This window comes from Rhodococcus sp. OK302, from assembly GCF_002245895.1.
Classification (GTDB): Bacteria; Actinomycetota; Actinomycetes; order Mycobacteriales; family Mycobacteriaceae; genus Rhodococcus_F.
This window is the reverse complement of record NZ_NPJZ01000001.1, coordinates 5587442-5612782: the sequence shown is the minus strand read 5'-3', so window position 1 is coordinate 5612782 and position 25341 is coordinate 5587442. Positions and strand designations below refer to the sequence as shown.

The window sequence follows — 25341 nt, the reverse complement described above, 5'->3', positions numbered from 1 at the left end:
GTCACTTCGGCGGGAAGCGCTTCTCCAACTCGTCGAGAAATGCGCCGGCCAGCTTCTTGTACTCCGCGACACTCAGGTCGAGCGGTTCGCCGATCTCGAGGCCGAGTACGGAGTTCTCCGGCTTGTACTTGATGGTGGAATTCGGAGCCAGGACCGGGATGATCGGGCCGTGGCCGTCGTTGCCCTGCAGCGAATCGGTGATCATTCGGACTTCGTTGAGCGGGTTGCCGTCCTTGCCTTCCATCCCACGGCCTCGGTGGGTGAAGTAGGAGTCCAGCGCGAGCAGCAGTTGATGGACGTAGCCACGCTCGAAGTCGTTTCCTGCCGGCAGACCCAGCGCGGTGTACGACGCCACGTTGTTCTTTACCATCGCTCGGACACCGTTGACATACTTCGTCGGATAGTCACTTCTCATCAGCATGGCTCTGATTATGAAGGATTTCGCTCGCTCAGCGAACGAAATCCTTCACGATCAAGGCTGCTTCGCCTTCCGCAGTCGGGTGTTCAGGTACCCGAGTGCCGCGATGACAGCGAAGAGGACCGATGTCGAGATCAGCTGGGCGCGGGCGTCGTCGTCGAAAAGCATGAGGATGACAAACGCTCCGAGCATCGCCAGGGTGGCGTAGCTGAGGTATGGGAACAGCCACATGCGGATCGACAGCTTGCCTTCGGCTTCGAGTTGCCGGCGCAACCGCAGGTGTGAGACGACGATGAAGATCCAGATGACGAGCAGCGCCGCGCCGACTGCGTTGAGGAGGATGCCGAGCAGATCGTCGGGAAGAAGCCAGTTCAGGAGCACGCTGACGAAGCCGAAGAATACCGAGAGCAAGACCGCGTTGGTGGGGACACCGGTTTTCGAGAGTTTGGCCATGAAGGCCGGACCGTCGCCGCGCCGTGCCAACGAGAAGGCCATGCGGGAGGTGCCGTAGATGTTGGCGTTGAACGCAGACAGCAAGGCGACGACCACAACAAGTTCCATGAATCCCGCGACGCCGGGGATGTTGGCCTTGTTGAGTACGGCGACAAACGGACCGCTCTCGAGTCCCGGATCGTTCCACGGCAGCACCAAGACCATGATCGAGATGGCGCCGATGTAGAAGACGCTGATACGCCACACCACGCTGCGGACAGCGATGGCGATGGAGCGTTCCGGATTCTCGGATTCGGCGGCGGCAATGGTGACGATCTCGATACCACCGAAGGCGAAGGCCACCACCAGAAGTCCGGCAGCGACGCCCGAGAATCCGGTGGGCATGAAGCCGCCCTGACCGAACAGGTTGGAGGTTCCCACCGGATCGGTGCCGGGCAGGAGTCCGAAGACGAGCAGCACACCGACGATGAGGAAGCCGATGATGACGGTGACTTTGATTGCGGCGAACCAGAATTCGAACTCGCCGAAGTTGCTGACCTTGGCCAGGTTCACGGCGGCGAAGAACACCACGAAGACGAGGGCCACCACCCACTGCGGTACACCGGGGAGCCAGTTGTCGACGATGTCGGAGGCTCCGGTGATCTCGGCGCCTAGAACCATGATCAGCATGAACCAGTAGAGCCAGCCCATCACGAATCCGGCCCACTCGCCGATCCCCAGACGCGCGTAGTGCGAGAAGGAACCGCTGGCCGGAATCGCAGCGCCCATCTCGCCGAGCATCCGCATCACGAAGACGACTACGGCGCCCGCGACGATGTAGGAGATCAATACCGCGGGACCGGCCGTCGCGATACCGACGCCCGTTCCGAGGAACAGGCCGGCGCCGATGGCTGAGCCCAGGCCCATCATCGTGAGATGTCGGACCTTGAGGCCGTGACCGAGAGCGGTGGGTGTTTCCTCGGGGGCGTCGGTGTTACTCATCAGTCGTTGGCGTGAAGTGCAGCATTCAGTTCGACGCCGGTGCCCTTCCACGGCACGACCTCGACAGCACCCGATACGGAGTTACGACGGAACAGAAGGTTGGACTTGCCGCTGAGGTCCTTGGCCTTGACGACGGTGCCGTCGGGGCCGGTGACCTTGGTGCCGGCGGTGACGTACAGGCCGGCTTCGAGGACGCAGTCGTCGCCGAGGGAAATGCCGAGGCCCGAGTTGGCGCCGAGGAGGCAGCGCTTGCCGAGGGAGATCGTTTCCTTGCCGCCGCCGGACAGGGTGCCCATGATGGACGCGCCGCCGCCCACGTCGGATCCGTCGTCGACAACGACACCGGCGGAGATGCGGCCTTCGACCATGGAGTTGCCGAGGGTGCCGGCGTTGAAGTTCACGAAGCCTTCGTGCATGACGGTGGTGCCGGCTGCGAGGTGTGCTCCCAGGCGGACACGATCGGCATCGGCGATGCGTACACCGGCGGGGACAACGTAGTCGACCATGCGGGGGAACTTGTCGACGCTGAAGACGGTGACGACGCCGCGGATACGCAGACGCGAACGGACCTGCTCGAAGCCTTCGACGGCGCACGGGCCGAAGTTGGTCCAGACGACGTTGGCGAGCAGACCGAACTGGCCGTCGAGGTTGACACCGTGAGGCGCAACGAGGCGGTGGGAAAGTAGGTGAAGGCGCAGGTAGACGTCGTAGGCGTCAACGGGAGCCTTGCTGAGGTCGGCGATGGTGGTGCGGACGATGACCTGCGAGACCTCGCGAGCTTCGTCGTTGCCGGCCAGCAGGGCGAGATCGGAAGGAATGTCTGTTCCCTCGACGTTCTCGGTACCGGTCTTGTCGAATGTTCCCAGCTCCGGTGCGGGGAACCAGGTGTCGAGGACGGTTCCGTCCGCGGTCACGTTGGCGATACCTACTGCTGTTGCTCCCTGTGCGCTCACAGAACTAGAGATTACTGGGTGACGTGGCCAGCGGCCTATTCTGGTGCGTGTGAGCATCCTCGATCTTGCCTCGGACCCCATTGACCTGACGGCTGCACTGGTCGACATCCCCAGCGTTTCCCACGACGAATCTGCCATCGCGCAGGCTGTCGAGGATGCGCTGCGTGAGCAGACCAGCGGCTTCGAGATCATTCGCAACGGCAATGCGGTGCTGGCTCGGACCTCACGTGGACTTCCCAGTCGGGTCATGTTGGCGGGGCACCTCGATACCGTTCCGATCGCCGACAACGTTCCGTCGCGCCGTGAGGGCGACATCCTGCACGGCTGCGGCACCGTGGACATGAAGTCCGGCGACGCGGTGTTCCTGCACCTCGCTGCCACCATCGAGAACTTGGCCCACGATTTGACGTTGGTCTTCTACGACTGCGAGGAAATTGCTGCCACCTTCAACGGACTGGGCCGGATCGAACGTGAGATCCCCGAGTGGCTCGCTGCGGACGTCGCGATCCTGGGCGAGCCGACGGCCGGGTTCATCGAAGCCGGGTGCCAGGGAACTATGCGAGTGCGCTTGAGTGCTTCCGGCACCCGTGCGCATTCGGCGAGGTCTTGGCTGGGGGACAACGCCATCCACAAGTTCGGTGCTGCTCTCGAACGCTTGTCCGCGTACCAGTCGCGCTCGATCGACATCGACGGTTGCGGTTACCGCGAAGGCTTGTCGGCTGTGCGGATCTCCGGTGGCGTCGCCGGAAATGTCGTGCCCGACGAGGCCGAGATGGATGTCAATTTCCGTTTTGCGCCCGACCGTAGTCAGGAGCAGGCCGAGGCCCACGTAAGGGAAGTATTCGACGGATTGGGTCTTGGTTTCGAGGTCACGGATTCCTCGCCCGGCGCTCTGCCGGGGTTGGCGAACCCGTCGGCTGCCGCGCTGATCGAAGCTGCCGGTGGCCAGTTCCGGGCCAAGTACGGCTGGACGGATGTCTCCAGATTCTCGGCACTCGGTATTCCGGCCGTCAACTACGGTCCGGGTGATCCGAACCTCGCGCACAAGCGTGACGAGCACGTCCCGGTCCAGCAGATCACCGACGTCGCGGCCGTATTGAGGAAGTACTTGTCGGCCTAGCCGTTAGCCTTGCGTGCATGGCACCTGAAAAGAGTTCAGCCTCGAAGAAGCAGACCTCGTCGATCAAGCATCGTGGTCCGATTCAGTTGCGTCGTAAACGCAAAGACGAAAAAACCACCACCGACCAGCGGTTGCTGGATTCGCGCGGGCCGACCGACTGGGTGCATACCGATCCGTGGCGGGTTCTGCGCATCCAGAGCGAATTCGTCGAAGGATTCGGTGCGCTCGCTGAGGTGCCGCGTGCGGTAACCGTCTTCGGTTCGGCCCGCACCCCGGTTGACCATCCCGAGTACCTCGCCGGCCGTGAACTCGGAACTGCCCTCGCGAAGGAGGGCTTCGCGGTCATCACCGGCGGTGGCCCCGGCGTCATGGAAGCTGCCAACCGTGGTTGCAGCGAGGCCGGCGGTTACTCGATCGGACTCGGCATCGAGTTGCCGTTCGAGCAGGGGCTCAACGAGTGGGTCGATCTCGGTATCAACTTCCGGTATTTCTTCGCGCGCAAGACGATGTTCGTGAAGTACTCGCAGGCCTTCATCTGCCTACCGGGCGGATTCGGAACGCTCGACGAGTTGTTCGAGGCACTCACTCTGGTTCAGACGCACAAGGTCACGCGTTTTCCGATCATTCTGTTCGGTACCGAGTACTGGTCCGGGCTGGTGGAGTGGATCCAGGGCACCCTCGAGCGTGAAGGAAAGATCTCCGCGGGCGATGCAAACTTGCTGCACGTCACCGACAGTGTCGAAGAAGCAGTCCGAATTGTCGTCGACGCGAACAAGGGCGTCGACGAGGCAGCAGATCTGGGGAAAGAAGAAGAATGGTGACTGATAGTCGCGAGGGCAAGAAATTTTCGGTGTGCGTCTACTGCGCGTCGGGTCCGGTGGATGAATCGTTCCTGGCTTTGGCTACCGAGGTGGGGACCGCGATCGGTCGACGCGGATGGCAGTTGGTTTCGGGCGGCGGCAATGTCTCGATGATGGGCGCTGTGGCCGAGTCGGCACGGGCGGCGGGGGCGTGGACCATCGGTGTAATTCCGAAGGCCTTGGTGCACAAGGAAGTTGCGGATGTCGACGCCGACGAGCTGATCGTCACCGACACGATGCGTCAGCGCAAGCAGTTGATGGAAGACAACGCGGACGCGTTCATCACGTTGCCTGGCGGTATCGGGACGCTGGAAGAGTTGTTCGAGACGTGGACTGCCGGCTACCTGGGAATGCACAGCAAGCCGGTGGTCCTTCTTGATCCGGTCGGGCATTACACGGGTCTGCTCGAGTGGTTGAACAAGTTGGACGGCACCGGTTTTGTCGGCCGTAAGGCTTTGGACACGCTGTTGGTCAGGACCGATGTGGAGGCCGCGCTGGATGCGTGCCTAAGCGACTGATCAAGTGCGTGACGGGCCACCTTACTGTGAAGTAAGGTGGCCCGAGGCGACTGCGCAGGCGCCGGATACGTGATTGGGGAAACATGAGTTCGGAAGCCCGCACGACTATCGGTCTACTGGATCTCGCGGTGAAACTGCCGTCGATGATCACCGAAGTGCCCATCCTCTTGCAGGGGGCAGCGGGCCTGACCCGCAAGCCCTCCGCCGCAGAGTCCATCGGACTGATCTTTCAGAAGAACGCTCATGCCCATCCGTCGCGGCCGTTCATCCGGTTCGAAGGCCGCGCAACCAGTTACGCCGACGCCAACACAAAGGTCAACCGCTACGCCGACGTCCTGCGCGGCATCGGAGTCCAGCGCGGTGACGTTGTTGCGATCTTGGGCAAGAACACGCCCGAATCGCTGTTGATCGCTTTGGCTGCAGTCAAACTCGGTGCGGCCGCAGGCATGCTGAACTACAACCAGCGTGATGATGTTCTCGCGCACAGTCTTACGCTGATCGGCGCCCGCGTGCTGGTAGTGGCCGACGAGTGTGAAGAGTCGCTCGAAACCCTGCCCGACGGCTTTGCCGCGCCGCAGCAACTTCTCTACAGCGAACTCGAAGAACGTGCGAAGACGGCCGACGCCACCAACCCGGCAGTGACGGCCGAAATCCTCGCCAAGGAAAAGGCGTTCTACATCTTCACGTCCGGTACCACCGGAATGCCCAAGGCCAGCTTGATGACTCACTTTCGCTGGCTCAAGTCGATGTCCGGTCTCGGACTGATGGGCGTCCGTTTGCGCAGTTCGGACACCCTGTACTGCTGCCTGCCGCTCTATCACAACAATGCCTTGACGGTGTCGCTGTCGTCGGTGCTGGCGTCCGGGGCAACGCTCGCCATCGGACGGCAGTTCTCGGCGTCGCGATTCTGGGACGACATCTCCCTGAACAAGGCAACGGCATTCGCCTACATCGGCGAACTGTGTCGTTACCTGCTCAATCAGCCCGAGAAGCCCACCGACCGCGACAACGCGGTCCGTCTCATGGTCGGAAACGGGTTGCGACCCGAAATCTGGGCCGAATTCACCGAACGCTTCGGCATCAAGCGGGTAGCCGAGTTCTACGGCGCCAGTGAATGCAACATCGCCTTTGTCAATGCACTCAATGTCGACAAGACCGCCGGAATCTGCCCGCTGCCACACGCCGTCGTCGAATTCGACGAAGAAACCGGGAAGGCTCTGCGCGGTCCCGACGGGCGGTTGCGCAAGGTACCGACGGGATCCGTCGGCCTCCTGCTCTCCAAGATCACCGATCGTGCGCCGTTCGACGGATACACCGACGAAGCCGCGAGCAACAGCAAGTTGGTCCGGGACGGTTTCAAGGACGGCGACACCTGGTTCGACACGGGTGACCTCGTGCGCAAGCAGGGCTGGGGTCACGTGGCCTTCGTCGACAGACTCGGCGACACCTTCCGGTGGAAGGGTGAGAACGTCGCAACCACCGAGGTCGAGGGCGCACTCAGTTCGCATCCGGCGATCGAGGAAGCCGTCGTCTACGGCGTCGAAATCCCGGGGACCGACGGCCGCGCCGGTATGGCAGCAGTGAAGTTGCGTGACGGTCACGCCGTCGACGGCAGCACCATCGCGGCCCACCTGTACGGAAAGCTCCCCGGCTACGCCGTTCCGTTGTTCATTCGCATCGTCGACTCTCTCGAACACACCAGCACGTTCAAGTCGCGCAAGGTGGAACTGCGCAACGACGGATACGACGTCGGCATGGACAGCCTGTACGTTCTCACCGGCCGTGAGAGTGGCTACGCGGGTTCGTACGACGGTTACGTCGGCGAGGTCGCAGCCGGTGCGATCCCCAAGGGCTAGACGCCCATCTGTCATGCCAGTATGAACGGCATGTCTTCATTCGCCGGTTCACCCGCGCAGCCAGAGCCGGCGCCCACATTGTGTGGGCGCCTCGTCGCGGTCGATCGTGCGTTGGTCATGGCGATCGTCAACCGAACACCCGACTCGTTCTACGACCAGGGCGCGACGTTCTCGGATTCCGCCGCGATGGCGGCGGTGGACCGCGCTGTGGACGAGGGCGCCGACTTGGTGGACATCGGCGGCGTGAAAGCCGGACCGGGTGATCTGGTGGATACAGACGAGGAAATCCGTCGAGTGGTGCCCTTCGTGGCAGCGATTCGCGCCAAGTACCCGGACATGCTGATCAGCATCGACACCTGGCGAAGTGACGTCGCGCTTCTTGCTCGCCAGGAAGGCGCCGACCTGATCAATGACACCTGGGCCGGGGCCGATCCCGAGTTGGTGATGGTCGCCGCCGAAACCGGGGCGGGAATTGTCTGCTCGCATACCGGGGGAGCCGTTCCGCGCACACGCCCGCACCGCGTCCGGTACGCCGATGTTGTCGCGGATGTCGTGAACGAAGTTGTCTCGGCTGCGGAACGAGCCGTCGCCCTGGGCGTTCCGCGCGACGCAATTCTGATCGATCCCACCCATGATTTCGGCAAGAACACCTTCCACGGGCTCGAGTTGTTGCGAAAAGTGGACGTTCTTGTAAACACCGGGTGGCCAGTGCTGATGGCACTGAGCAATAAGGACTTCATCGGGGAGACTCTTGGTGTGGAGCTTTCCGAGAGGTTGGAGGGAACATTGGCAGCGACAGCAATGGCCGCGGCAGGCGGCGCCCGAGTGTTCCGGGTCCACGAGGTGGCATCTACTCGCCGGGTGGTCGACATGGTGGCGGCAATCCAGGGTCGACGCGCCCCGGTCCGGACTGTGCGAGGACTGGCATGAGCATCACCGGGGCGGGGTCCACCCGCACCTGGTCCGAAGCCAACAGCTGGGATCACCCGAGTTGGACGGTCGAGGAACTCGAAGCAGCGAAAGCCGGCCGAACGATTTCGGTGGTGCTGCCCGCCCTCAACGAAGAGAAGACCGTCGCATCGGTGGTCGACACCATTCATCCGTTGCTCGGCGGTTTGGTGGATGAACTGATCGTGCTCGATTCCGGATCCACCGATCGCACCGCGAAGCGGGCACGCGCTGCCGGCGCGCGCGTGATCAGCCGTGAGAGCGCTGTCCCGTCGCTCCCACCGGCAGCCGGCAAGGGTGAGGTCTTGTGGCGATCGATTGCGGCGACGACGGGTGATCTGATCGCCTTCGTGGACTCAGATCTGATCAACCCCGATCCGGCGTTTGTTCCGAAGTTGTTGGGTCCCTTGCTGACCGTCGACGGTATTCACCTCGTGAAGGGGTATTACCGCCGCCCGTTGCGTGTCAGCGGGACTGAGGACGCCAATGGCGGTGGACGGGTTACCGAGCTGGTGGCTCGGCCGATGCTGGCGGCTCTGCGACCCGAGCTCACGGCAGTACTCCAGCCGCTGGGCGGTGAGTATGCCGGAACCCGGGAACTGCTGTCCGCCGTGCCTTTCGCGGCCGGATACGGCGTCGAGATCGGACTGCTCCTCGATACCTACGACTCGTTGGGTCTCGGCGCGATCGGTCAGGTCAATCTCGGGGTGCGCAAACATCGCAACCGGCCGCTGGGCGAGTTGGGTGTGATGAGCCGTCAGATTATCGGGACGATGCTGCGCAGATGTGGCATCGAGGATTCCGGTGCCGGGTTGACGCAGTTTCTTGTCGACGGTGATTCGTTCGTGCCGGAGACCACCGAGGTGTCGCTGCTCGATCGGCCGCCGATGAATTCGATTATCCGCAGCGCGGGGTTCCCAACTGTTGGTCAATGAGGACAGTTTTGTGTTGATTGATGTAGTTCTGTCCGGTGACGGTGAATGGCCGGTCAGAAAAGCTGACCGGGAACAGCAGTCGGCGGTGATCGAACGTGCCACATCGACAGATACGGTCTGAGGCCGTGGTAGACCGTCGCCGCGATCGGGTCCGGCCACAGCGACAAACACACCACCCTACGCAAGCTACTTGTCAATCCGGATGTGTCGAGTATCGGCGAGGGTAATCCCATCTGGGTGCGAATGCGTCGAGCCGTTCTTGTCGGTGCCTCGTTGTATCTTTTCTGTTGTCGGGTGATGACCGACAACGACTGACTCTGGGGGGAGTTGACGATCAGGTGCACAACATGGCTACCGGTGTGATCGTCGCTGCCGATACCGACAGTGCCGCAACAGAACCAGGCAGGTCCGTGATCCGGGCGTTCGTGTACGTCCTCGACCCCACCCCCGACCAAGCCACGATGCTGCGCTCGCATTGCGGGGCGCAGCGGTACGCCTACAACTGGGCACTGGATCAGGTGCAAGCGAACCTGGATCAACGGACCGCCGAACGCTCGTACGACATCCCCGATTCCGAGTTGACACCGTCATTGTCGTGGTCGGCGTACAGCTTGCGAAAACACTGGAACACCGTGAAAAATGCGGTCGCGGTCAACCGTGAGACGGGTGTGCCGTGGTGGCCGGAGAACTCGAAGGAGTCCTACAGCAGCGGTATCGCGAACTGTGCTGCGGCGTTGTCGAACTGGAACGCTGCCCGCACCGGGAAACGTCAAGGGACGATGGGGTTTCCGCGATTTGGAAACAAACAGGCCGTGCTCTCGTGCCGGTTCACCACCGGCGCCCTCGGGTTGGTTACTGGTGGTGGTGATCGTCGCCATGTGCAGCTCCCGCGGATCGGGGTCGTCAAGACTGCGGAATCGACCCGCAAACTGGCCCGCAAAACGACAGCCGGAACGGCCCGCATCAGGTCGGCGACCGTCTCGTTTCGGGGTGGCCGGTGGCAGGTGTCGTTCTCCGTCGAAACGACCATCCCAGCGCGGGCACTACACCCGGAAACCGTCGTCACCGGCAGCGCCACCGGCCTCCGGCGCGGCAACTCGGTGGTCGGCGTCGATGTCGGTGTCAAACATCTTGCGGTTCTCTCCACCGGGGAGATGATCGAGAACCCGAAACATGCACGTAGACAGGCGAAGGCGTTACGTCGTCTGCAACGCCAAGCGTCTCGGCGTACGGGCCCGGATCGCCGCACAAACCAGGAACCGTCGAAGCGGTGGCTGCGCACGCAGGGAAGGGTTCGGCAGGTGCACACCCGGATCGGGAATACTCGCCGCGATTACCTGCACAAGCTGACCACCCGGCTGGTCGAGGAGTTCGACACCGTCGTGGTCGAAAATTTGAATGTCGCCGGGATGACCCGATCCGGTGGCGTCGACAAGAAGGGGTTGAATCGGGCGTTGCATGATGCGGCGTTTGGGGAGATCCGGCGGCAAGTCACCTACAAAACTGGTTGGGCCGGGACCGGTCTGGTGGTGGCGGATCGGTGGTTTCCGTCGAGTAAGACCTGCTCGAACTGTTCGGTAGTGAAAGCCAAGCTGCCGTTGAAGGTTCGGGTGTTCACCTGCGATGCGTGCGGTTTCCGCAGCGATCGTGATCACAATGCTGCTCTGAACCTCGCTGCCCTCGCAGCGGTGGCCACGGGCGGTGCGTCTTCGGCGAGTTGCGGACGAGACGGTAAAGAAGCCCGACGGAAACCAAACGTAAGACCCGCCGTTGTGCGGGCGGACGGTATTGCCGCGGGAACACCACCTGGTGGTGAACGTGGCCGGGGCAATCCGGTCGCTCATGACGAGTGTATTAAACAACACTCAAAATGAACGGGTCTGACCGCTCCGGTGTGGAAGTATCGGGGCATGCTGACGATCCTCCAGTACCTGATTGTCATGGCGCTTGTCGGCGGGGCGATCTTCCTCGGTGCGAGTGCCGTTTTCGGGCGCTCGGAAGAACTGCCGCCGCTTCCCCCGGGGACCACCGCGACCGTTCTGCCGGCCGAAGGTGTGACGGGTGCAGACGTCGACGCGTTGCGATTCCAGCAGGTTCTGCGCGGCTACAAGGCGAGTGAAGTTGATTGGGCTCTGCATCGCCTCGGTATGGAAATCGATTATCTCCGTACGCAATTGGAGCAGCGGGATTCCGGGCCGAGCGAAGAGGCCGAACCCGAACTGCTTACCGAACCGGAGCCGGAACCGACTCCGGTGAGTGAGCGTCCGGCAGATGACTGACGGACTGATTCGATGCGGCTGGGTGACGTCGAGTGCCGACGACACCATCTATCGGGACTACCACGACCACGAATGGGGACAACCCCTGCACGGACGTGACGCGCTGTTCGAGCGGTTGGCACTCGAAGCTTTCCAATCCGGACTTTCGTGGATCACGATTTTGCGCAAACGTGAGGCTTTTCGATCCGCATTCGACGGCTTTGTTCCGGAGAAAGTCGCAGAGTACGACTCCGCCGACGTGGATCGGCTACTCGAGGATGCGTTGATCGTCCGCAACAGGTCGAAAATCGAAGCGACGATTTCCAATGCTCGACTACTCGTGAATTCTCCGGAATTGGATCTCGATTCGTTGCTTTGGTCGTTTGCACCGCCGCGACGCACCGCGCGGCTTGCATCAATTGCAGACGTCCCGGCAGTAACCCCGGAATCGACTGCGATGGCTAAGGAACTTAAACGTCTCGGGTTCAAGTTTATTGGTCCTACCACGGCTTATGCGCTCATGCAGGCCACCGGCATGGTGGACGATCATGTTGCCGATTGTTGGGTTCCGGTACTGCCCGGAAGGTAGTCGGAACACCCGAAAATGCGACTCAAATTCCCGGTTCCCGAGCCGATAGGGAACAATGGAGGCTACGAGCCTCGCTGATCGTTGGCGGGGCACACCGTTTGTCGACGCGCAGTGCAGTGCAGCGCAGATCTGGAGGGAGCAGAGGATGGCGGCCATGAAGCCCCGGACCGGGGACGGTCCCCTCGAAGCAACCAAAGAGGGACGAGGAATCGTCATGCGGGTTCCACTCGAGGGTGGCGGACGCCTTGTCGTCGAGCTGACCCCGGATGAAGCTGCTGCGCTCGGTGTGGAACTCACGAACGTCACCAGCTAGTCGGGTCCAGGTAGAAGAGTGCACCCAGGCTCCGTAACCGATCTTCGGTGCGGGGCCTGAAGTGTGTGTACCTGCGGTGGCGGTGCCTGCAGTATGTGTAACGGATATGTGGGACGAGGACCAATGCTCTCCGAAGTGATCGACCTACTGGCGTGTCCGCAATGCCACTCCGAACTGGATCTGGTGGACGGCTCCGCGGAATGCGCGCGGGGACACCGATTCGATGTCGCCCGGCAGGGCTACGTCTCGCTGATCAGCGGTGGGTCCACCAAATTTACCGGCGACAGCGCGGAGATGATTGCCGCGCGGTCCAGACTGCTCGGTAGCGGACACTTCAAGCCGCTAATGGACGGCGTCGCGTCTGCGTGCGCCGGTACTGTCGGCAGTGGTCCTGCTCGGATCGTCGAAATTGGTTCCGGCACAGGACAATATCTCGAACATGTGATCACCGGGATTCCCGAGTCACGGGGAATTGCCCTCGACGTATCGAAATTCGCGGCTCGTCGAGCGGCCAAAGTTCATGATCGCATCGGTTCGATCGTCGCAGATGTGTGGCAGCCGTTGCCGATACGCGACGGGTCGCTCTCTCACGTGCTCTGTGTGTTCGCTCCACGCAACGGCAGTGAATCCCATCGCATCTTGGCTGATGACGGTTCCCTGGTGGTTCTCACGCCCACGGATCGGCATCTGACGGAACTGGTGGAGTTACTCGGCATGGTTCGTGTCGACGACAAGAAGGTAGAGCGGCTCGGGTCCTCGATGGCCGGACTGTTCGAGCGTGAACATTCCGAGGACGTCGAGTTTACGATGAACCTCAACCGTTCCGACGTTCTCGATCTGGTGGGGATGGGTCCGTCGGCGAGACACCTGTCGGCCAGTCAGCTTGCTGCCGCGGTGGAACAACTACCCGAGCGCACCCAGATCACTGCGTCGGCAACAATCTCCACCTACCGAAAGATCAACAGCGGCGCTTGATTGCATCGTCGTAGACATCCAAGGTCTGTTTGGCGATTTCGGCCCACGAGAATTCGTTGATCGCTCGGACGCGGCCCGCTCGGCCCATGGCGTCGGCGCCGATTCGGTCAGCCACAACAGCGTTGACCGTTGCGGCCAGCGACTCCTCGAAAGCCTTGGGCTCGTAGGAGTTGTAGTGGACGAGGCGCCCGGTTACTCCGTCATCGACAACCTCGGGGATGCCGCCCACATCTGAAGCGACAACTGCGGTTTCGCAGGCCATAGCTTCGAGATTGACGATTCCCAGCGGTTCGTAGACCGAAGGGCAGACAAAAACCGTTGCGGCCGAGAGTATTTCCCGGATCTGTTCGGTGGGAAGCATTTCGCGGACCCAGAACACGTTGCCGCGATGAGCGGCGAGGTCCGCTACTGCCTGCGCCGTCTCGGCGGCGATCTCCGGAGTATCGGGAGCGCCGGCACACAGGACGAGTTGGATCGACGGATCAAAATCGTGTGCCGCGGCAATCAGATGCCCGACACCCTTCTGCCTCGTGATGCGCCCGACAAACGCGACAATGGGCTGCTCGGTGTCGATGCCGATGGTGGCCAGGGCAGACTGGGCGGCCACTGCAGCCGGGCCAGGATGCCAGACTGTCGTGTCGATTCCGTTGCGGACCACATGAATACGGGTCGGGTCCAGCGACGGATAGGCGTCGAGCACATCGAGGCGCATGCCGGAACTGACCGCGATGACGGCGTCGGCGTTCTCGATTGCCGTGCGTTCGGACCACGACGAGACGCGATACCCGCCGCCCAATTGCTCGGCCTTCCACGGACGTCGAGGTTCGAGGGAGTGCGCGGTCAAGACGTGCGGTACGTCGTAGAGCGCCGACGCCAGGTGCCCGGCCAATCCGGTGTACCAGGTGTGCGAGTGAACGATGTCGACTCCGCTTGCCGCAGCGGCCATCCGAAGTTCGGCGGAGAGCGTCGTCAACGTGGGGTTGGCGCCGACCAACGCGGGATCGGGGGAGTGGACTATCGCGTCGTCGCGGGGAATTCCCATGCAGTGGACGTCGACGTCGACGAGTTTCTTCATCTGAGCGACGAGCTCGGTGACGTGTACTCCTGCGCCGCCGTAGATCTCCGGCGGATATTCCTTGGTCATCATCGCGACTCGCACGGGCTAAACCTAACCGCCCGTAGTCGATCCGGCTACCGCTCGGCGTTCTTGCGGGTGTCGCGGGTGCCATCGCTAGCGGGAGTAGTGCAGTGCGGATAGGTTAACGGTGTGAGAAGCCAGCCGCATGTGCTTGGAATCGTGCTCGCCGGAGGCGAGGGCAAACGTCTCTATCCGCTGACGGCGGATAGAGCGAAACCCGCGGTGCCGTTCGGCGGCGCCTATCGACTGATCGACTTCGTGCTGAGCAACTTGGTGAACGCAGGCTATCTGCGTCTCTGTGTGCTCACGCAATACAAGTCGCATTCACTCGACCGACATATATCTCAGACCTGGAGGCTGTCCGGATTCGCCGGCGAATACATCACTCCCGTCCCAGCGCAGCAGCGGCTCGGGCCGCGCTGGTACACCGGTAGTGCCGACGCAATTCTGCAGTCGCTCAACCTGGTTTACGACGAGGACCCCGAGTACATCGTGGTGTTCGGTGCCGACCACGTGTACCGCATGGACCCCGAACAGATGGTGCAGCACCACATCGATTCCGGTGCCGGTGTGACCGTCGCCGGTATTCGCGTGCCGCGCAGCGAGGCATTCGCTTTCGGCTGCATCGACAGTGACGAGTCCGGACGCATCACCCAGTTCCTCGAAAAGCCGGCTCATCCGCCCGGCACCCCGGACGACCCCAATTCCACCTTCGCATCCATGGGTAACTACGTGTTCACCACCAAGGTGCTCGTCGACGCCATCCGTGCGGACTCGGAGAATTCCGATTCGGATCACGACATGGGCGGAGACATCATCCCCGCTCTGGTCGCCGCCGGTGAAGCGTCGGTGTACGACTTCAAGGACAACATCGTCCCCGGCGCCACCGACCGTGACCGCGGCTACTGGCGTGACGTCGGTACCCTCGACGCTTTCTACGATGCACACATGGACCTGGTGTCGGTGCATCCGATCTTCAACCTCTACAACCGGCGCTGGCCCATCCGCGGCGCCACCGAGAACCTGGCACCGGCCAAGTTCGTCAAGGGCGGGCTTGCCCAGGAGTCGATAGTCGGCGCCGGATCGATTCTCTCGGCTGCCACCGTGCGTAACTCGGTTCTCAGCTCCAACGTGATGATCGAGGACGGGGCGACCGTCGAGGGCAGTGTTCTGATGCCCGGTGTGCGCATCGGAAAGGGAGCCGTTGTTCGTCGAGCCATCCTCGACAAGAACGTGGTCGTGGGTCCCGGCGAGATCATCGGCGTCGACCTCGAACGAGATCGGGAACGATTCGCGATCAGTCAGGGTGGCGTCGTAGCTATCGGCAAGGGTGTGTGGATCTAGCTAGATCTTGCTTGCACACAGCAAGCCCTCGCCCAACGGCAAGAGAACACGAATGAGGCGTGTGTCGTCCGCAACAGCTTTTGCTGCTTCGCGGACGGCCACGGTGGCTGCGTCGCGTGCCGAAGGGTCCGCGACCCGGCCACCGGCCAGGGCGGCGTGGAGAACGATCACTCCGCCGGGACGAAGCAACCGGACACCTTCGCGAACGTAGTGCGGGTGGTCAACGGGCTCGCAGTCGACGAAGACCAGGTCGTAGCCGCCGTCGGCCAGACGTGGCAGCACGTCGAGCGCGTCGCCGTTGATCAGGCGAGTGCGGGCCGGTGCAATTCCGCTTTCGCGGAAGGTTGCCTTGGCTGCGCGCTGGTGTTCGGGTTCGCTGTCGATGGTGGTCAGGACCCCGTCGTCGCGCATGCCGTGCAACAGCCACAAACTGCTCACGCCGGCTCCGGTACCTATCTCGACCGCTGTTTTTGCTCCGAGCATGCGGGCGAACATCGCCAGTACAGCTCCCACCGCAGGTGTTACCGGCGCTGCGCCGAGGTCGTTGGCTCGGTTCCGCGCCGCAGTCAAAATCTCGTCCTCGGAAACAACGTCCTCGACGTGGCGGAGTATCTGTTCGGCGTGGGTCACACCATGAGGTTATCGGGCGCGTTCCCTTGTCTGTGCAAGGCGCGCAACTTGTCCGTACACGGCGCGCACGCAGGCAGGATTCTCAGCAATCCCTCAGGCGTTTCATAGGGCATGCACACCGTGATGCGACAGGGTAGGTACATCGCCGGAAAAGAAGGTCACCACCGGCGGTGACAGCATGGCTGATTCGGTGTTCCGGGAACAAAACACCACGGTGTTCGGTTGTCCCAGTCATCACGTGAGCTGACAGCGCCGTCCCGAGCGAGCAGGAGGATCAACCAATTTTCCAGATCAACGACGAGCCTCGCCCTCGAGAGTCGGAAGTAATGACGACGGAATCGGCTGTGGATTCCGAATTGATCGGTACTGCTGTTTTCGACGCGACAGGTGAGAAGTCCGCGATGCCGTCGTGGGACGAGCTCGTCCGCCAGCACGGTGACCGCGTGTACCGGCTTGCGTATCGGTTGTCCGGCGACGCCCAGGACGCCGAAGATCTGACCCAGGACACCTTCATCCGTGTGTTCCGCTCGCTCTCCGATTACCAGCCTGGCACCTTCGAGGGTTGGTTGCACCGCATCACGACCAATCTGTTCCTCGATATGGTTCGCCGCCGCAATCGCATCCGGATGGAAGCACTTCCGGAGGACTACGACCGCGTACCGTCGGCCGGCCCGAACCCCGAGCAGATCTATCACGACGCTCGTCTCGATGCGGATCTCCAGGCCGCTTTGGACTCCTTGGCGCCGGATTTCCGGGCAGCAGTTGTGCTCTGTGACATCGAAGGTCTGTCGTATGAGGAAATCGGTGCCACACTGGGAGTGAAGCTCGGAACGGTACGTAGCCGTATCCACCGTGGACGACAGGCGATTCGTGATCATCTGGCAGCGCAACGCGCAGCCGAATCCGAATCCGTCGGCGTCTGACGGCCGGGCAGTGAGACGGCAGGGACAGTTGGTCGATCATCTGGAGGGACGAATGACGGAGACGCGGGCACCCCGCCAGTTCGGCTCGACCGAGCACCTGGCAAGTGAGGCAATTGCCGCCTACGTCGACGGAGAACTCCGGATGCAGGCCTACCTCCGGGCCTCCCATCACATTTCCATCTGTCCCGAATGCGCCGGCGCTGTCGATGCGCAGCAGCAGGCGCGCGGTGCACTCCGACGCAGTGGCGAGATGACGATGCCACTCTCGCTTGTCGGATTGTTGAGCCAGATTCCGTCGTGCAACACCCACACCGCCGAAAGTGCACCCGGAGTCGATGCCGGGTTCGGTGCTCTGGGCAAACGGTTGTCCCGTCGTTGGCGCAAATGAACTCTTCGGGGCGGCTGCATCAGCTTTCATTCGTCGATCAGCGATACTGGACCGCGTGACTGACGGACAGCGGGGACATTCCGGGGTGGATACCGATTCTTCGGCAAACGGTTTGGTGGATCGTCCGGCAGATGCGCCCGTTCTCGAGCCTCGGCCTGTGTACCGGCCGCAGATCGATCCGGCGTCCCGACAAGTTTTCGGTCGGCCCAGTGGAGTCGACGGATCATTCTCACCGACGTCGGTGCGGGGTGTGCCGGCACCGGATGTGGTGGTCGGATCACCGGACCCAGTCCTTGCCGAGGCCTTCGGACGACCGGACGGAGAGACCGAATCCATCGGTCGGGATCCCGACGCCGAAGCGGCGAGCGAGCCCGAAGACGAACAACCGAGCGACCCGTGGCGTGATCCGGCGTCGTCGGTGGCATTGGGGTCACCCGCAGCGCAGACGCAGCCGGAGATCTTGCCGCCCGCCCCGAAACTCGATGTCAGAGACGTGCTGTTCGGCCGTAAGGTCGCGCCGTCGGCATTGGCAGCTCTTGCCGGAATCGCGTTGGTGATCGCATTGGTGGGTGGATTGCTGGCGACGGTGATCACCGCTGATCGAGGCGCGTTGACCAGCCAGCGGGTCACCTTGGTGCAATCGGGCAGTGGCGAACAACCTCAGTCGCAGGTGGCTAAGGTTGCGGACGCTGTGCTGCCGTCCGTTGTCTCGATTCAAGTTGCCGTGGGCGATCAGGGCAGTACCGGTTCAGGCGTCGTGATCGACGGAGCCGGATACATCGTCACCAACAACCACGTGATTTCGTCAGCTGTCCCACCGGCCCAGAACGCTCGTATCCAGGTCATCTTCTCGGACGGAACTAAGACCGATGCCCAGATCGTCGGCCGTGACGTGAAAACGGACCTCGCAGTGCTCAAGGTGGCGGCAGACAATCTGACAGTTGCACAACTCGGAAAGTCCGGCGACGTTCAGGTCGGCGACGAGGTCATCGCGGTCGGTTCACCGCTCGGGCTGAGCAAGACGGTTACTTCCGGAATCGTCAGCGCCTTGAACCGTCCGCTCCGCTTGTCCGGAGATGGCACCGATACCAACGCGGTCATCGATGCAGTCCAGACGGACGCGGCCATCAACCACGGTAATTCCGGTGGCGCTCTGGTCGACGACGAGGCCCGGGTGATCGGTATCAACACTGCGATGCTCAGCGAGTCCGGCGGTTCCGTGGGGCTGGGTTTCGCGATTCCCATCGATACCGTGACTACGGTGGCGCAGGCCATCATTCGTGACGGTTCGGTGCATCACCCCGATATCGGCGTCAACGCGCGCACCGCGGTCAACGACGCCACCAGTGGTGCGGCCGTGGCCAACGTTCGTGACGGCAGTCCCGCGCAACGGGCCGGAATTGTCGAAGGCGATGTGATCGTCAAGGTCGGGGATCGCCCGGTGACGAGTGCCGACGAACTGGTGGTGGCGGTCAATTCCACGACCATCGGACAGCCCGTCAACGTGCAGCTGATCCGCGACGGACGCCAGGTCGACATATCGGTCACACCGGTTTCCGACTGATCGAACCTCCAACCTTGCTGTGAAGTTGATCCGGACCCGCACGAACCGGGCGAGCACACAGTAGGCTGACCCTGTGTTTGGCAACATCGGTTGGGGCGAGTTCATGATCCTCCTCGTAGCGGCTCTGGTCATCTTGGGACCTGAGCGGCTTCCGGGTGCGGTCTCCTGGGTAACCAAGTCATTGAGGCAGGTGCGTGAATACGCCTCCGGCGCTTCCAACCAACTCAAGGAAGAGTTGGGCACTGACTTCGAGGATCTGCGCAAACCGCTGGCAGATCTGAACAAGCTGCGCGGCATGACACCGCGCGCTGTGATCACCCAGCACCTTCTCGACGGCGACGATTCCATCTTCACCGGAAACTTCGACAAGAAGCCGGGTGGAGGGGACAAGCCGCAAAGCGGCGTGCAGCAACCCACGACGATGTCGCTCTCCAAAGACAAGCCACTATCGGCCGGCGAGCGTCCGCCAGTCGACCTCGACGCGACCTAGCCTCCGACCAGACACACCACAGGCTTGTACAGACAAAAGTGCCGCCCACCTTTCGGTGGGCGGCACTTTTGGTACGTGCGTACTACATGTTTCGAACGGTGTTGATGCCCAGCGACATTCCGGCCAGTCCGCGCTGACGGACAGCCAACTTGTCGGCGATGTCCTTCAGGGCGATTGCCGCTGCACTGTCGGGTGCGCTGAGCACGATCGGTGTTCCGGCGTCACCGGCTTCACGGACCGCCGGGTCCAACGGGATCTGGCCGAGAAGCGGAACCTTGGCGCCGACGGCCTTGGTGAGGCGATCGGAAACCGTCTGGCCGCCGCCCTCGCCGAAGACGTCCATGCGGGTGCCGTCGGGAAGTTCGAGCCAGGACATGTTCTCGACGACGCCGGCAATGCGCTGACGGGTCTGCAGGGCGATGGCGCCGGCGCGTTCGGCGACCTCGGCGGCTGCCTGCTGGGGGGTGGTGACAACCAGGATCTCGGCGCTCGGAATGAGCTGGGCGACAGAGATCGCGATGTCGCCGGTTCCCGGCGGCAGGTCGAGCAGGAGGATGTCGAGGTCGCCCCAGAAGACGTCGGCCAGGAATTGCTGCAGCGCGCGGTGCAGCATCGGCCCACGCCAGACGACGGGGGTGTTGCCCTGCGTGAACTGAGCAATCGAGATCATCTTGATGTCGTGGGCGACGGGCGGCATGATCATGCGCTCGACCTGCGTAGGCTTGGCGTCCGTGCCCAGCATGCGGGGGATGGAGTGTCCGTAGATGTCGGCGTCCAAGACTCCGACGGACAGGCCGCGCGCAGCGAGTGCGGCAGCGAGATTGACTGTGACACTGGACTTTCCGACGCCGCCCTTACCGGATGCGACTGCGTACACGCGAGTGAGTGAGCCTGGCTGAGCGAAGGGGATCACCGGTTCGGCGGAGTCGCCGCGTAGGGACTTCCGGAGTTCGGTGCGCTGCGTGTCGTTCATGACGTCGAGTTCGACGCTGATGGCGCCCACACCGGCGACGTCGGCGACGGCCTTGGTGACGCGCTCGGTGATCTCGGTGCGCAGCGGGCAACCGGCCGTCGTGAGGTAGATATCGACGTGAACACTGTTGGCATCACCGAGTGTGATGCCTTTGACCATCCCCAATTCGGTGATGGGCTTGCGGATTTCCGGATCGAGAACTCGCGCGAGCGCGGAGCGTACGTCGGACTCGGTCAGTACAGACATGGCTCCATGGTAGGTCCAGGTCCTCGACAGGGGGCAGGCGAGGGCGGCTGATCAGTGAATGCGAGGCAGGTCTGATGCGGCGGGAACGATGCCGGTGGAGTAGCCCGCGGTCCAGGCCAGGACGTTGGCGACGTAGGCCGCAGAGTTGTTGTAGCGGTGGATCGCTTTGGCGGCCTGAGTGATGTCCTGCATGTTCAATCCACCGTCGCACAGGTATTTTCCGGTGGTCAGCGCGGAGTCGAACAGGTTCTGCGGATCGGAGATGCCGTCACCGTTGCCGTCGCCGGCGTACTGCGTCCAGGTGGACGGGATGAACTGCATGGGGCCCACAGCGCGGTCGTAGACACTGTCGCCGTCGAGTGCGCCACCGTCGGTGTCCATGATCACGGCCTGGCCGGGGAGGCTGCCGTTGAGGGGCAGTCCGATCACGGGGTCGAAGAGGTTGCCGTTCGCGTCGGCGTCCTTACCGTCGTGAGCGTGGCCGGATTCGACGCGGCCGATACCGGCCATCAGAGTCCACTGCATGTTGCAGGTGGGGTTTTCGACAGCGAGGATGCGCTCGGCATTCTGGTAGGCCGCGACGCTGACGCTCGGGATGCCGAGAGCACCCTCCGCCATGGACGGCGGCAGTGGAGGAGTTTCCTGGACCGGTGCGAGCGGAGCAGGCTCCGGAGCTGCGACGGGAGTTTCGGCCAGGTCCGCGATCGGGAGGATCTGGGCCTGCGGTTCCTGCGTGGTCACGGCGGCTGCGTCGGCTGATTGTGCGGCGCTGGTGTTGAAGAAGGGGATCTCGGATGCGGCGCCGGCAGAGTTGGCTGCTGTTACCAATCCGATAGGAATGAGTCCGGTGAGCGCGATGACCGAATTGCGACGGATGTGCGAATCTGTCTTCTTGTTATGCCGACCCACTGTTTAACGCCTCCTGAACCCCGGATTCGGGGTTTTCCGTTCGCTGACGGAATCGAGGCTACCTGATTTGTTGCAGTTCCGTTACTTAACCGTGATCTTCGAGGTCAGTCCGGTGCCCAATGGTGCGGGTTCGTTACTTTTTGTTACCTAGTAGGCCGGCATGAACGGCAGGCCGGGGAACAGCGGTGCCGGAGGCGCGGGTGGTGCCGGAGGAGTCGGAGCGGCTTCGGGAGCGGGCGCGGCGGCCGGAGTCGTGGCGACGGGGGCCTCCGGAGTGGTCGTTTCCGCGGTCCTGTCGGTCGCCTGAGCCAGCCCCGGAGCGTCGGGGGTGGGAACCACACACGGAAGCGCGATGCCGGCCGGCAAGGCTGCCAGGGCTGCGGGATCCAGAATCGTGCACATGTCGTCGGGCCAACGCCAGCCTTCGGCAGTCAAGAACGGCCAGACAAGGCCGCGTGCCGTCATGACCGGGAGCGGGATGACGGGACCCCGGGCGGTGGCGTTCGGAACGGTGGTCGGACTGGGCAGGAGGCCGGACGGGATGAGTGCCTGAATCTCGGGCGACAGGGCAGGCATGTCCGGAAGTCCCGGTAGGAGAGGCGGCGTCGTCGGCGTCGTACTGGCGGCTGCGGCTGCCTTCTCTTTGTCTGTGTCCTTTGCATCCGGTGCGACTGCGGCCGCCGCGGCCAGAATCGCGGAAGTTCCGCCGGCGCTGCCGGTGTTCGCACTTCCGGTGCCGTTACCGCCGACGTAGGGAAGGGGTCCGGACGGAACGACGCCACTCTTGTAGGCCGTCGACCACATGATTACGTTCGCGGCGTACGCCGCGGAATTGTTGTATCGAAGAACAGCTTTCGTTTCCTGGTCGAGGTTGCGGAGATCGAGTCCACCGCTGCAGAGGTACTTCGCTGACGACAATGCAGCGTCGAAGACGTTGTTGGGATCGGCGACACCATCGCCGTTGCCGTCGCTGGCGTAGCCCTTCCATGTCGCTGGAATGAACTGCATCGGACCGACTGCGCGATCGTGGGTCGGGTCGCCGTCGACGGCGCCCTTGTCGGTGTCGGTGATGACCTCGTTGCCGGCGAGGCGTCCGTCCAGGACCGGCCCGAGGATCGGCGTCAGGGTTGTGCCGACGGAGTTGGTCCGTCCGCCGTTGGCATGACCGGACTCGATTCGCCCGATACCGGCGAGGAGGTGCCAAGGGACGCCGCACTTGGGCGCCTCGGTCATCATCACGAGTTCGGCGGAGCGATACGCATTGAGAACGATTTCGGGAATGCCGAGCGATGTCAGCACGATCGCGGCCGCTTCAGGGTTTTGCCCGGGGCTGCCCGTGATCGCCGAACTGGGTGGCGCTGATCGTTGGGTGCGGACGGTTCGGGGTGTCGGTAGGAAGTCCGGCGGCGGAGCAGGCTTCGTCGATGCAGAGCCGGCCAGGGCGATAGGTATCTGTGACCCTGTTGCGGGCGCGCTACTTGCAGTGAGAGCTGCCGGCCCGGTGACCGCCAACAGTCCCCCTACCAGCGTGGACACTGCAATCATTCCTCGTACGCGCACGATTCCCCTTTGCTGGTTCCCCGGTTCCGGAGTACCCACCGATAAATATATAAACGCCTGTGACTTACGTTACATATCGGTCACGGTGCGCGCACCGAAACTCAGTAAATTCTTAGTTATTGAGACTCGCGTTTCGGGGAACCGGACTCTCGATGCTTCTTCTTGGGTGTGGGTTCGTTATCGGAGCTGAGCAACGACTTGATCTCGTCGAGTTCCCGGCGCAAGTAGTCGCGAGTCGCGACCTCGCCGAGTGCAATACGCAGAGCAGCGAGTTCCCGGGCGAGGAACTCGGTATCGGCCTTGGTCTGTTCGGCGCGCGAGCGGTCCTCCTCCAGGGAGACCTTGTCGCGGTTTTCCTGCCGGTTCTGCGCCAGCAGGATCAACGGTGCCGCGTACGCGGCCTGCGTCGAAAACGCCAGATTGAGAAGAATGAACGGATACGGATCCCATCGCAGGGCGACGGCGAAGACGTTGATCAGAATCCAGACGATCACGATGATGGTCTGAATCGCCAGGTACCGGCCGGTCCCGAGGAAACGCGCAATGCGTTCGCTGACGCGTCCCACCGCTTCGACGTCGAAGTCGAAGTGAAAACGACGGTTTCCGCGAGGGGTTTCCAAACGCTGCCGGGCTGAGGTGCTCGAGAATCGGTCGCTCATCGCAAGAGTCCTTCGTCATCCGAGTCGTCTTCGCGCCAGTCTTCGGGGAGGAGATGGTCGAGAACGTCGTCGACGGTGACCGCGCCGATCAGGTGATTCTGGTCGTCCACCACCGGGCCGCAGACAAGGTTGTACGTCGCGAAGTATCGCGTCACCGCAGCCAACGAATCGTCCGCACCGAGTGTGGGCAGATCGCTGTCCAGAAGTCCGCCGACCAGGCTGGCCGGCGGTTCTCTCAGTAATTTCTGCAGGTGAACACACCCGAGATAACGCCCGGTGGGTGTTGCGGTCGGCGGACGCACCACAAAGACCATGCTCGAGAGGGCCGGTGTGACGTCGTAGTTGCGTGCCCGCGCGAGCGCCTCGGCAACCGTCGTCGACGCCGTCAGCACCACGGGTTCCGGCGTCATCAGACCACCGGCCGTGTCCGGGGAGTGTTCGAGGAGTCGGCGTACCGGCTCCGAATCCTGCGGATCCATCAACTGAAGCAGGGATTCGGCTTCGGTTTCGGGGAGCTCACCGAGGAGGTCGGCAGCATCGTCCGGATCCATCGCCTCGAGGACATCCGCTGCCCGTTCCACTTCGAGGTGCATGAGGAGATCGGTCTGATCGTCGGCCGGCAATTCCTGGACGACGTCGGCGAGGCGTTCGTCGTCGAGTGCCGCTGCAAGTTCGCGTCGACGCTTCTCCGGGAGTTCGCGCATGGCATTGGCGACGTCGGCGGGACGCATGCCCTCGTATTGGAGAAGAAGGTGCGCGACTCCCTGGCCGGGCAACGAAAGGTCACTCTGTGTCAATCCCGCAACGTATTGCCACTCGACGACGTGGATTGCGGCCCGGCGGCCCAGACGTCCTCGATGGCCACGGACCGCCACTTTCGAGACCACCCAGTCTCGGGTCCGTCTCGATTCGATACCCAGATCGACCACCACTGTGTCGACGCCGTGAAGCTCGACCAACTCTGGGTCGTCAACGCGCACATGTGAATCGAGCACCTGGGCGAGCGCCAGTACTTCGCCGGGCCGCTGGGTGAAGCGACGAATACTGACGTTGCCGGTCGTTAACGTGACCGCGCTCGGCTCGATGGCGGTAACCCGCAGCATCGGTACGAAAATACGTTTGCGCGTGAACATTTCGATCACCAGACCGAGTACGCGAGGTTGCTGGCGCCCGATGCGAACAGTGATCACGACATCACGCACTCGCCCGATCGACTCACCGTCCGGACCGAGGACAACCAGGCCGGCCAGCCTGGCTGCAAATACCTTGCCTGCTGCTGCCATGATTGCAAGGCTAATTCGTCGAACGTCGAAATCTGCAACAGAGCCGTATTACACGTC

26 protein-coding genes are annotated in these 25341 nt (G+C 62.6%); 16 read left to right on the top strand and 10 right to left on the bottom strand.

What is annotated here, in order from left to right; genetic code table 11:
• Window position 1: 1 nt before the first annotated feature.
• Genes BDB13_RS25585 through dapD form a run of 3 tightly spaced genes read right to left on the bottom strand, consistent with a single transcriptional unit; the run spans window position 2 to window position 2805 of the window.
• On the bottom strand, window positions 2-421 hold the full coding sequence (locus BDB13_RS25585; RefSeq protein WP_094274266.1) for a hypothetical protein: 420 nt from the start codon (window positions 419-421) through the stop codon (window positions 2-4).
• 51 nt (window positions 422-472) lie between these two features.
• Entirely contained in the window at window positions 473-1852 is a 1380-nt protein-coding gene (locus BDB13_RS25580) for an amino acid permease (protein ID WP_094274265.1), read from the bottom strand.
• Complete coding sequence (gene dapD / locus BDB13_RS25575; protein ID WP_094274264.1) at window positions 1852-2805, bottom strand: 2,3,4,5-tetrahydropyridine-2,6-dicarboxylate N-succinyltransferase; 954 nt, start codon at window positions 2803-2805, stop codon at window positions 1852-1854. The genes BDB13_RS25580 and dapD overlap by 1 nt, the downstream gene beginning before the upstream one ends.
• Window positions 2806-2854: 49 nt before the next feature.
• Here dapD and dapE point away from each other — a divergent pair, with 49 nt between their 5' ends.
• The 11 genes from dapE to BDB13_RS25520 all read left to right on the top strand — a co-directional run bounded on the left by dapE (window position 2855) and on the right by BDB13_RS25520 (window position 13177).
• Window positions 2855-3925: a succinyl-diaminopimelate desuccinylase gene (gene dapE, locus BDB13_RS25570; protein WP_176459667.1), complete on the top strand. Its 1071-nt coding sequence runs from the start codon at window positions 2855-2857 to the stop codon at window positions 3923-3925.
• A 17-nt stretch (window positions 3926-3942) separates the two neighbouring features.
• Window positions 3943-4746, top strand: coding sequence for a TIGR00730 family Rossman fold protein (locus tag BDB13_RS25565; RefSeq protein WP_094274262.1), 804 nt, complete (start codon window positions 3943-3945; stop codon window positions 4744-4746).
• Window positions 4740-5303, top strand: coding sequence for a TIGR00730 family Rossman fold protein (locus tag BDB13_RS25560; RefSeq protein WP_094274261.1), 564 nt, complete (start codon window positions 4740-4742; stop codon window positions 5301-5303). The genes BDB13_RS25565 and BDB13_RS25560 overlap by 7 nt, the downstream gene beginning before the upstream one ends.
• A gap of 83 nt (window positions 5304-5386) precedes the next feature.
• The gene (locus tag BDB13_RS25555) at window positions 5387-7159 is read left to right on the top strand and encodes a long-chain-acyl-CoA synthetase (RefSeq protein WP_094274260.1); all 1773 of its coding nucleotides are present in this window, start codon (window positions 5387-5389) and stop codon (window positions 7157-7159) included.
• Between the two features lie 30 nt (window positions 7160-7189).
• The gene (folP, locus tag BDB13_RS25550; RefSeq protein ID WP_094275197.1) at window positions 7190-8089 is read left to right on the top strand and encodes a dihydropteroate synthase; all 900 of its coding nucleotides are present in this window, start codon (window positions 7190-7192) and stop codon (window positions 8087-8089) included.
• A complete protein-coding gene (locus BDB13_RS25545; protein WP_094274259.1) occupies window positions 8086-9042 on the top strand; it encodes a glucosyl-3-phosphoglycerate synthase in 957 nt (318 codons plus the stop codon). The genes folP and BDB13_RS25545 overlap by 4 nt, the downstream gene beginning before the upstream one ends.
• Window positions 9043-9389: 347 nt before the next feature.
• Window positions 9390-10916: an IS607 family element RNA-guided endonuclease TnpB gene (tnpB, locus tag BDB13_RS25540; RefSeq protein WP_094275196.1), complete on the top strand. Its 1527-nt coding sequence runs from the start codon at window positions 9390-9392 to the stop codon at window positions 10914-10916.
• A gap of 36 nt (window positions 10917-10952) precedes the next feature.
• Complete coding sequence (locus BDB13_RS25535; protein ID WP_094274258.1) at window positions 10953-11321, top strand: DivIVA domain-containing protein; 369 nt, start codon at window positions 10953-10955, stop codon at window positions 11319-11321.
• Window positions 11314-11889: a DNA-3-methyladenine glycosylase I gene (locus BDB13_RS25530; RefSeq protein WP_094274257.1), complete on the top strand. Its 576-nt coding sequence runs from the start codon at window positions 11314-11316 to the stop codon at window positions 11887-11889. The genes BDB13_RS25535 and BDB13_RS25530 overlap by 8 nt, the downstream gene beginning before the upstream one ends.
• A gap of 145 nt (window positions 11890-12034) precedes the next feature.
• Window positions 12035-12202 carry a DUF3117 domain-containing protein gene (locus BDB13_RS25525; protein WP_003945169.1) on the top strand — a complete coding sequence of 56 codons (168 nt, stop codon included), beginning with the start codon at window positions 12035-12037 and terminating at the stop codon, window positions 12200-12202.
• Between the two features lie 123 nt (window positions 12203-12325).
• Complete coding sequence (locus BDB13_RS25520) at window positions 12326-13177, top strand: putative RNA methyltransferase (RefSeq protein WP_094274256.1); 852 nt, start codon at window positions 12326-12328, stop codon at window positions 13175-13177.
• On the opposite strand, the gene glgA is transcribed toward BDB13_RS25520, so the two are convergent.
• Complete coding sequence (gene glgA, locus BDB13_RS25515; RefSeq protein WP_094274255.1) at window positions 13161-14336, bottom strand: glycogen synthase; 1176 nt, start codon at window positions 14334-14336, stop codon at window positions 13161-13163. The genes BDB13_RS25520 and glgA overlap by 17 nt on opposite strands.
• Before the next feature lie 108 nt (window positions 14337-14444).
• Between glgA and glgC the strand changes: the two genes are divergently transcribed.
• Window positions 14445-15659, top strand: a complete 1215-nt coding sequence (glgC, locus tag BDB13_RS25510) for a glucose-1-phosphate adenylyltransferase (protein ID WP_094274254.1) — start codon at window positions 14445-14447, stop codon at window positions 15657-15659.
• Here the strand turns inward: glgC and BDB13_RS25505 are convergent, their stop codons facing one another.
• Entirely contained in the window at window positions 15660-16289 is a 630-nt protein-coding gene (locus BDB13_RS25505) for an O-methyltransferase (protein ID WP_094274253.1), read from the bottom strand. It lies immediately after the preceding gene.
• A gap of 326 nt (window positions 16290-16615) precedes the next feature.
• On the opposite strand from BDB13_RS25505, the gene sigE reads away from it, so the two are divergent.
• The 4 genes from sigE (at window position 16616) to tatB (ending at window position 19654) form a co-directional block, all read left to right on the top strand.
• Window positions 16616-17212: an RNA polymerase sigma factor SigE gene (gene sigE / locus BDB13_RS25500; protein ID WP_094274252.1), complete on the top strand. Its 597-nt coding sequence runs from the start codon at window positions 16616-16618 to the stop codon at window positions 17210-17212.
• 52 nt (window positions 17213-17264) lie between these two features.
• Complete coding sequence (locus BDB13_RS25495) at window positions 17265-17600, top strand: RNA polymerase subunit sigma-70 (RefSeq protein WP_094275195.1); 336 nt, start codon at window positions 17265-17267, stop codon at window positions 17598-17600.
• A gap of 85 nt (window positions 17601-17685) precedes the next feature.
• Window positions 17686-19164 carry a S1C family serine protease gene (locus tag BDB13_RS25490; protein ID WP_094275194.1) on the top strand — a complete coding sequence of 493 codons (1479 nt, stop codon included), beginning with the start codon at window positions 17686-17688 and terminating at the stop codon, window positions 19162-19164.
• Window positions 19165-19237: 73 nt separating this feature from the next.
• Window positions 19238-19654 carry a Sec-independent protein translocase protein TatB gene (tatB, locus tag BDB13_RS25485; protein ID WP_094274251.1) on the top strand — a complete coding sequence of 139 codons (417 nt, stop codon included), beginning with the start codon at window positions 19238-19240 and terminating at the stop codon, window positions 19652-19654.
• Between the two features lie 82 nt (window positions 19655-19736).
• Here the strand turns inward: tatB and BDB13_RS25480 are convergent, their stop codons facing one another.
• The 5 genes from BDB13_RS25480 to BDB13_RS25460 all read right to left on the bottom strand — a co-directional run bounded on the left by BDB13_RS25480 (window position 19737) and on the right by BDB13_RS25460 (window position 25284).
• On the bottom strand, window positions 19737-20873 hold the full coding sequence (locus tag BDB13_RS25480; protein ID WP_094274250.1) for an Mrp/NBP35 family ATP-binding protein: 1137 nt from the start codon (window positions 20871-20873) through the stop codon (window positions 19737-19739).
• Window positions 20874-20924: 51 nt separating this feature from the next.
• Entirely contained in the window at window positions 20925-21782 is an 858-nt protein-coding gene (locus tag BDB13_RS25475; protein ID WP_094274249.1) for a lytic transglycosylase domain-containing protein, read from the bottom strand.
• A 147-nt stretch (window positions 21783-21929) separates the two neighbouring features.
• Window positions 21930-23327, bottom strand: coding sequence for a lytic transglycosylase domain-containing protein (locus tag BDB13_RS25470; protein ID WP_094274248.1), 1398 nt, complete (start codon window positions 23325-23327; stop codon window positions 21930-21932).
• A gap of 131 nt (window positions 23328-23458) precedes the next feature.
• Complete coding sequence (locus BDB13_RS25465) at window positions 23459-24001, bottom strand: DUF1003 domain-containing protein (RefSeq protein ID WP_094274247.1); 543 nt, start codon at window positions 23999-24001, stop codon at window positions 23459-23461.
• Window positions 23998-25284 (bottom strand): magnesium transporter MgtE N-terminal domain-containing protein, encoded by a 1287-nt coding sequence (locus tag BDB13_RS25460; protein WP_094274246.1) that lies wholly within the window; start codon window positions 25282-25284, stop codon window positions 23998-24000. The genes BDB13_RS25465 and BDB13_RS25460 overlap by 4 nt, the downstream gene beginning before the upstream one ends.
• Window positions 25285-25341: the final 57 nt, after the last annotated feature.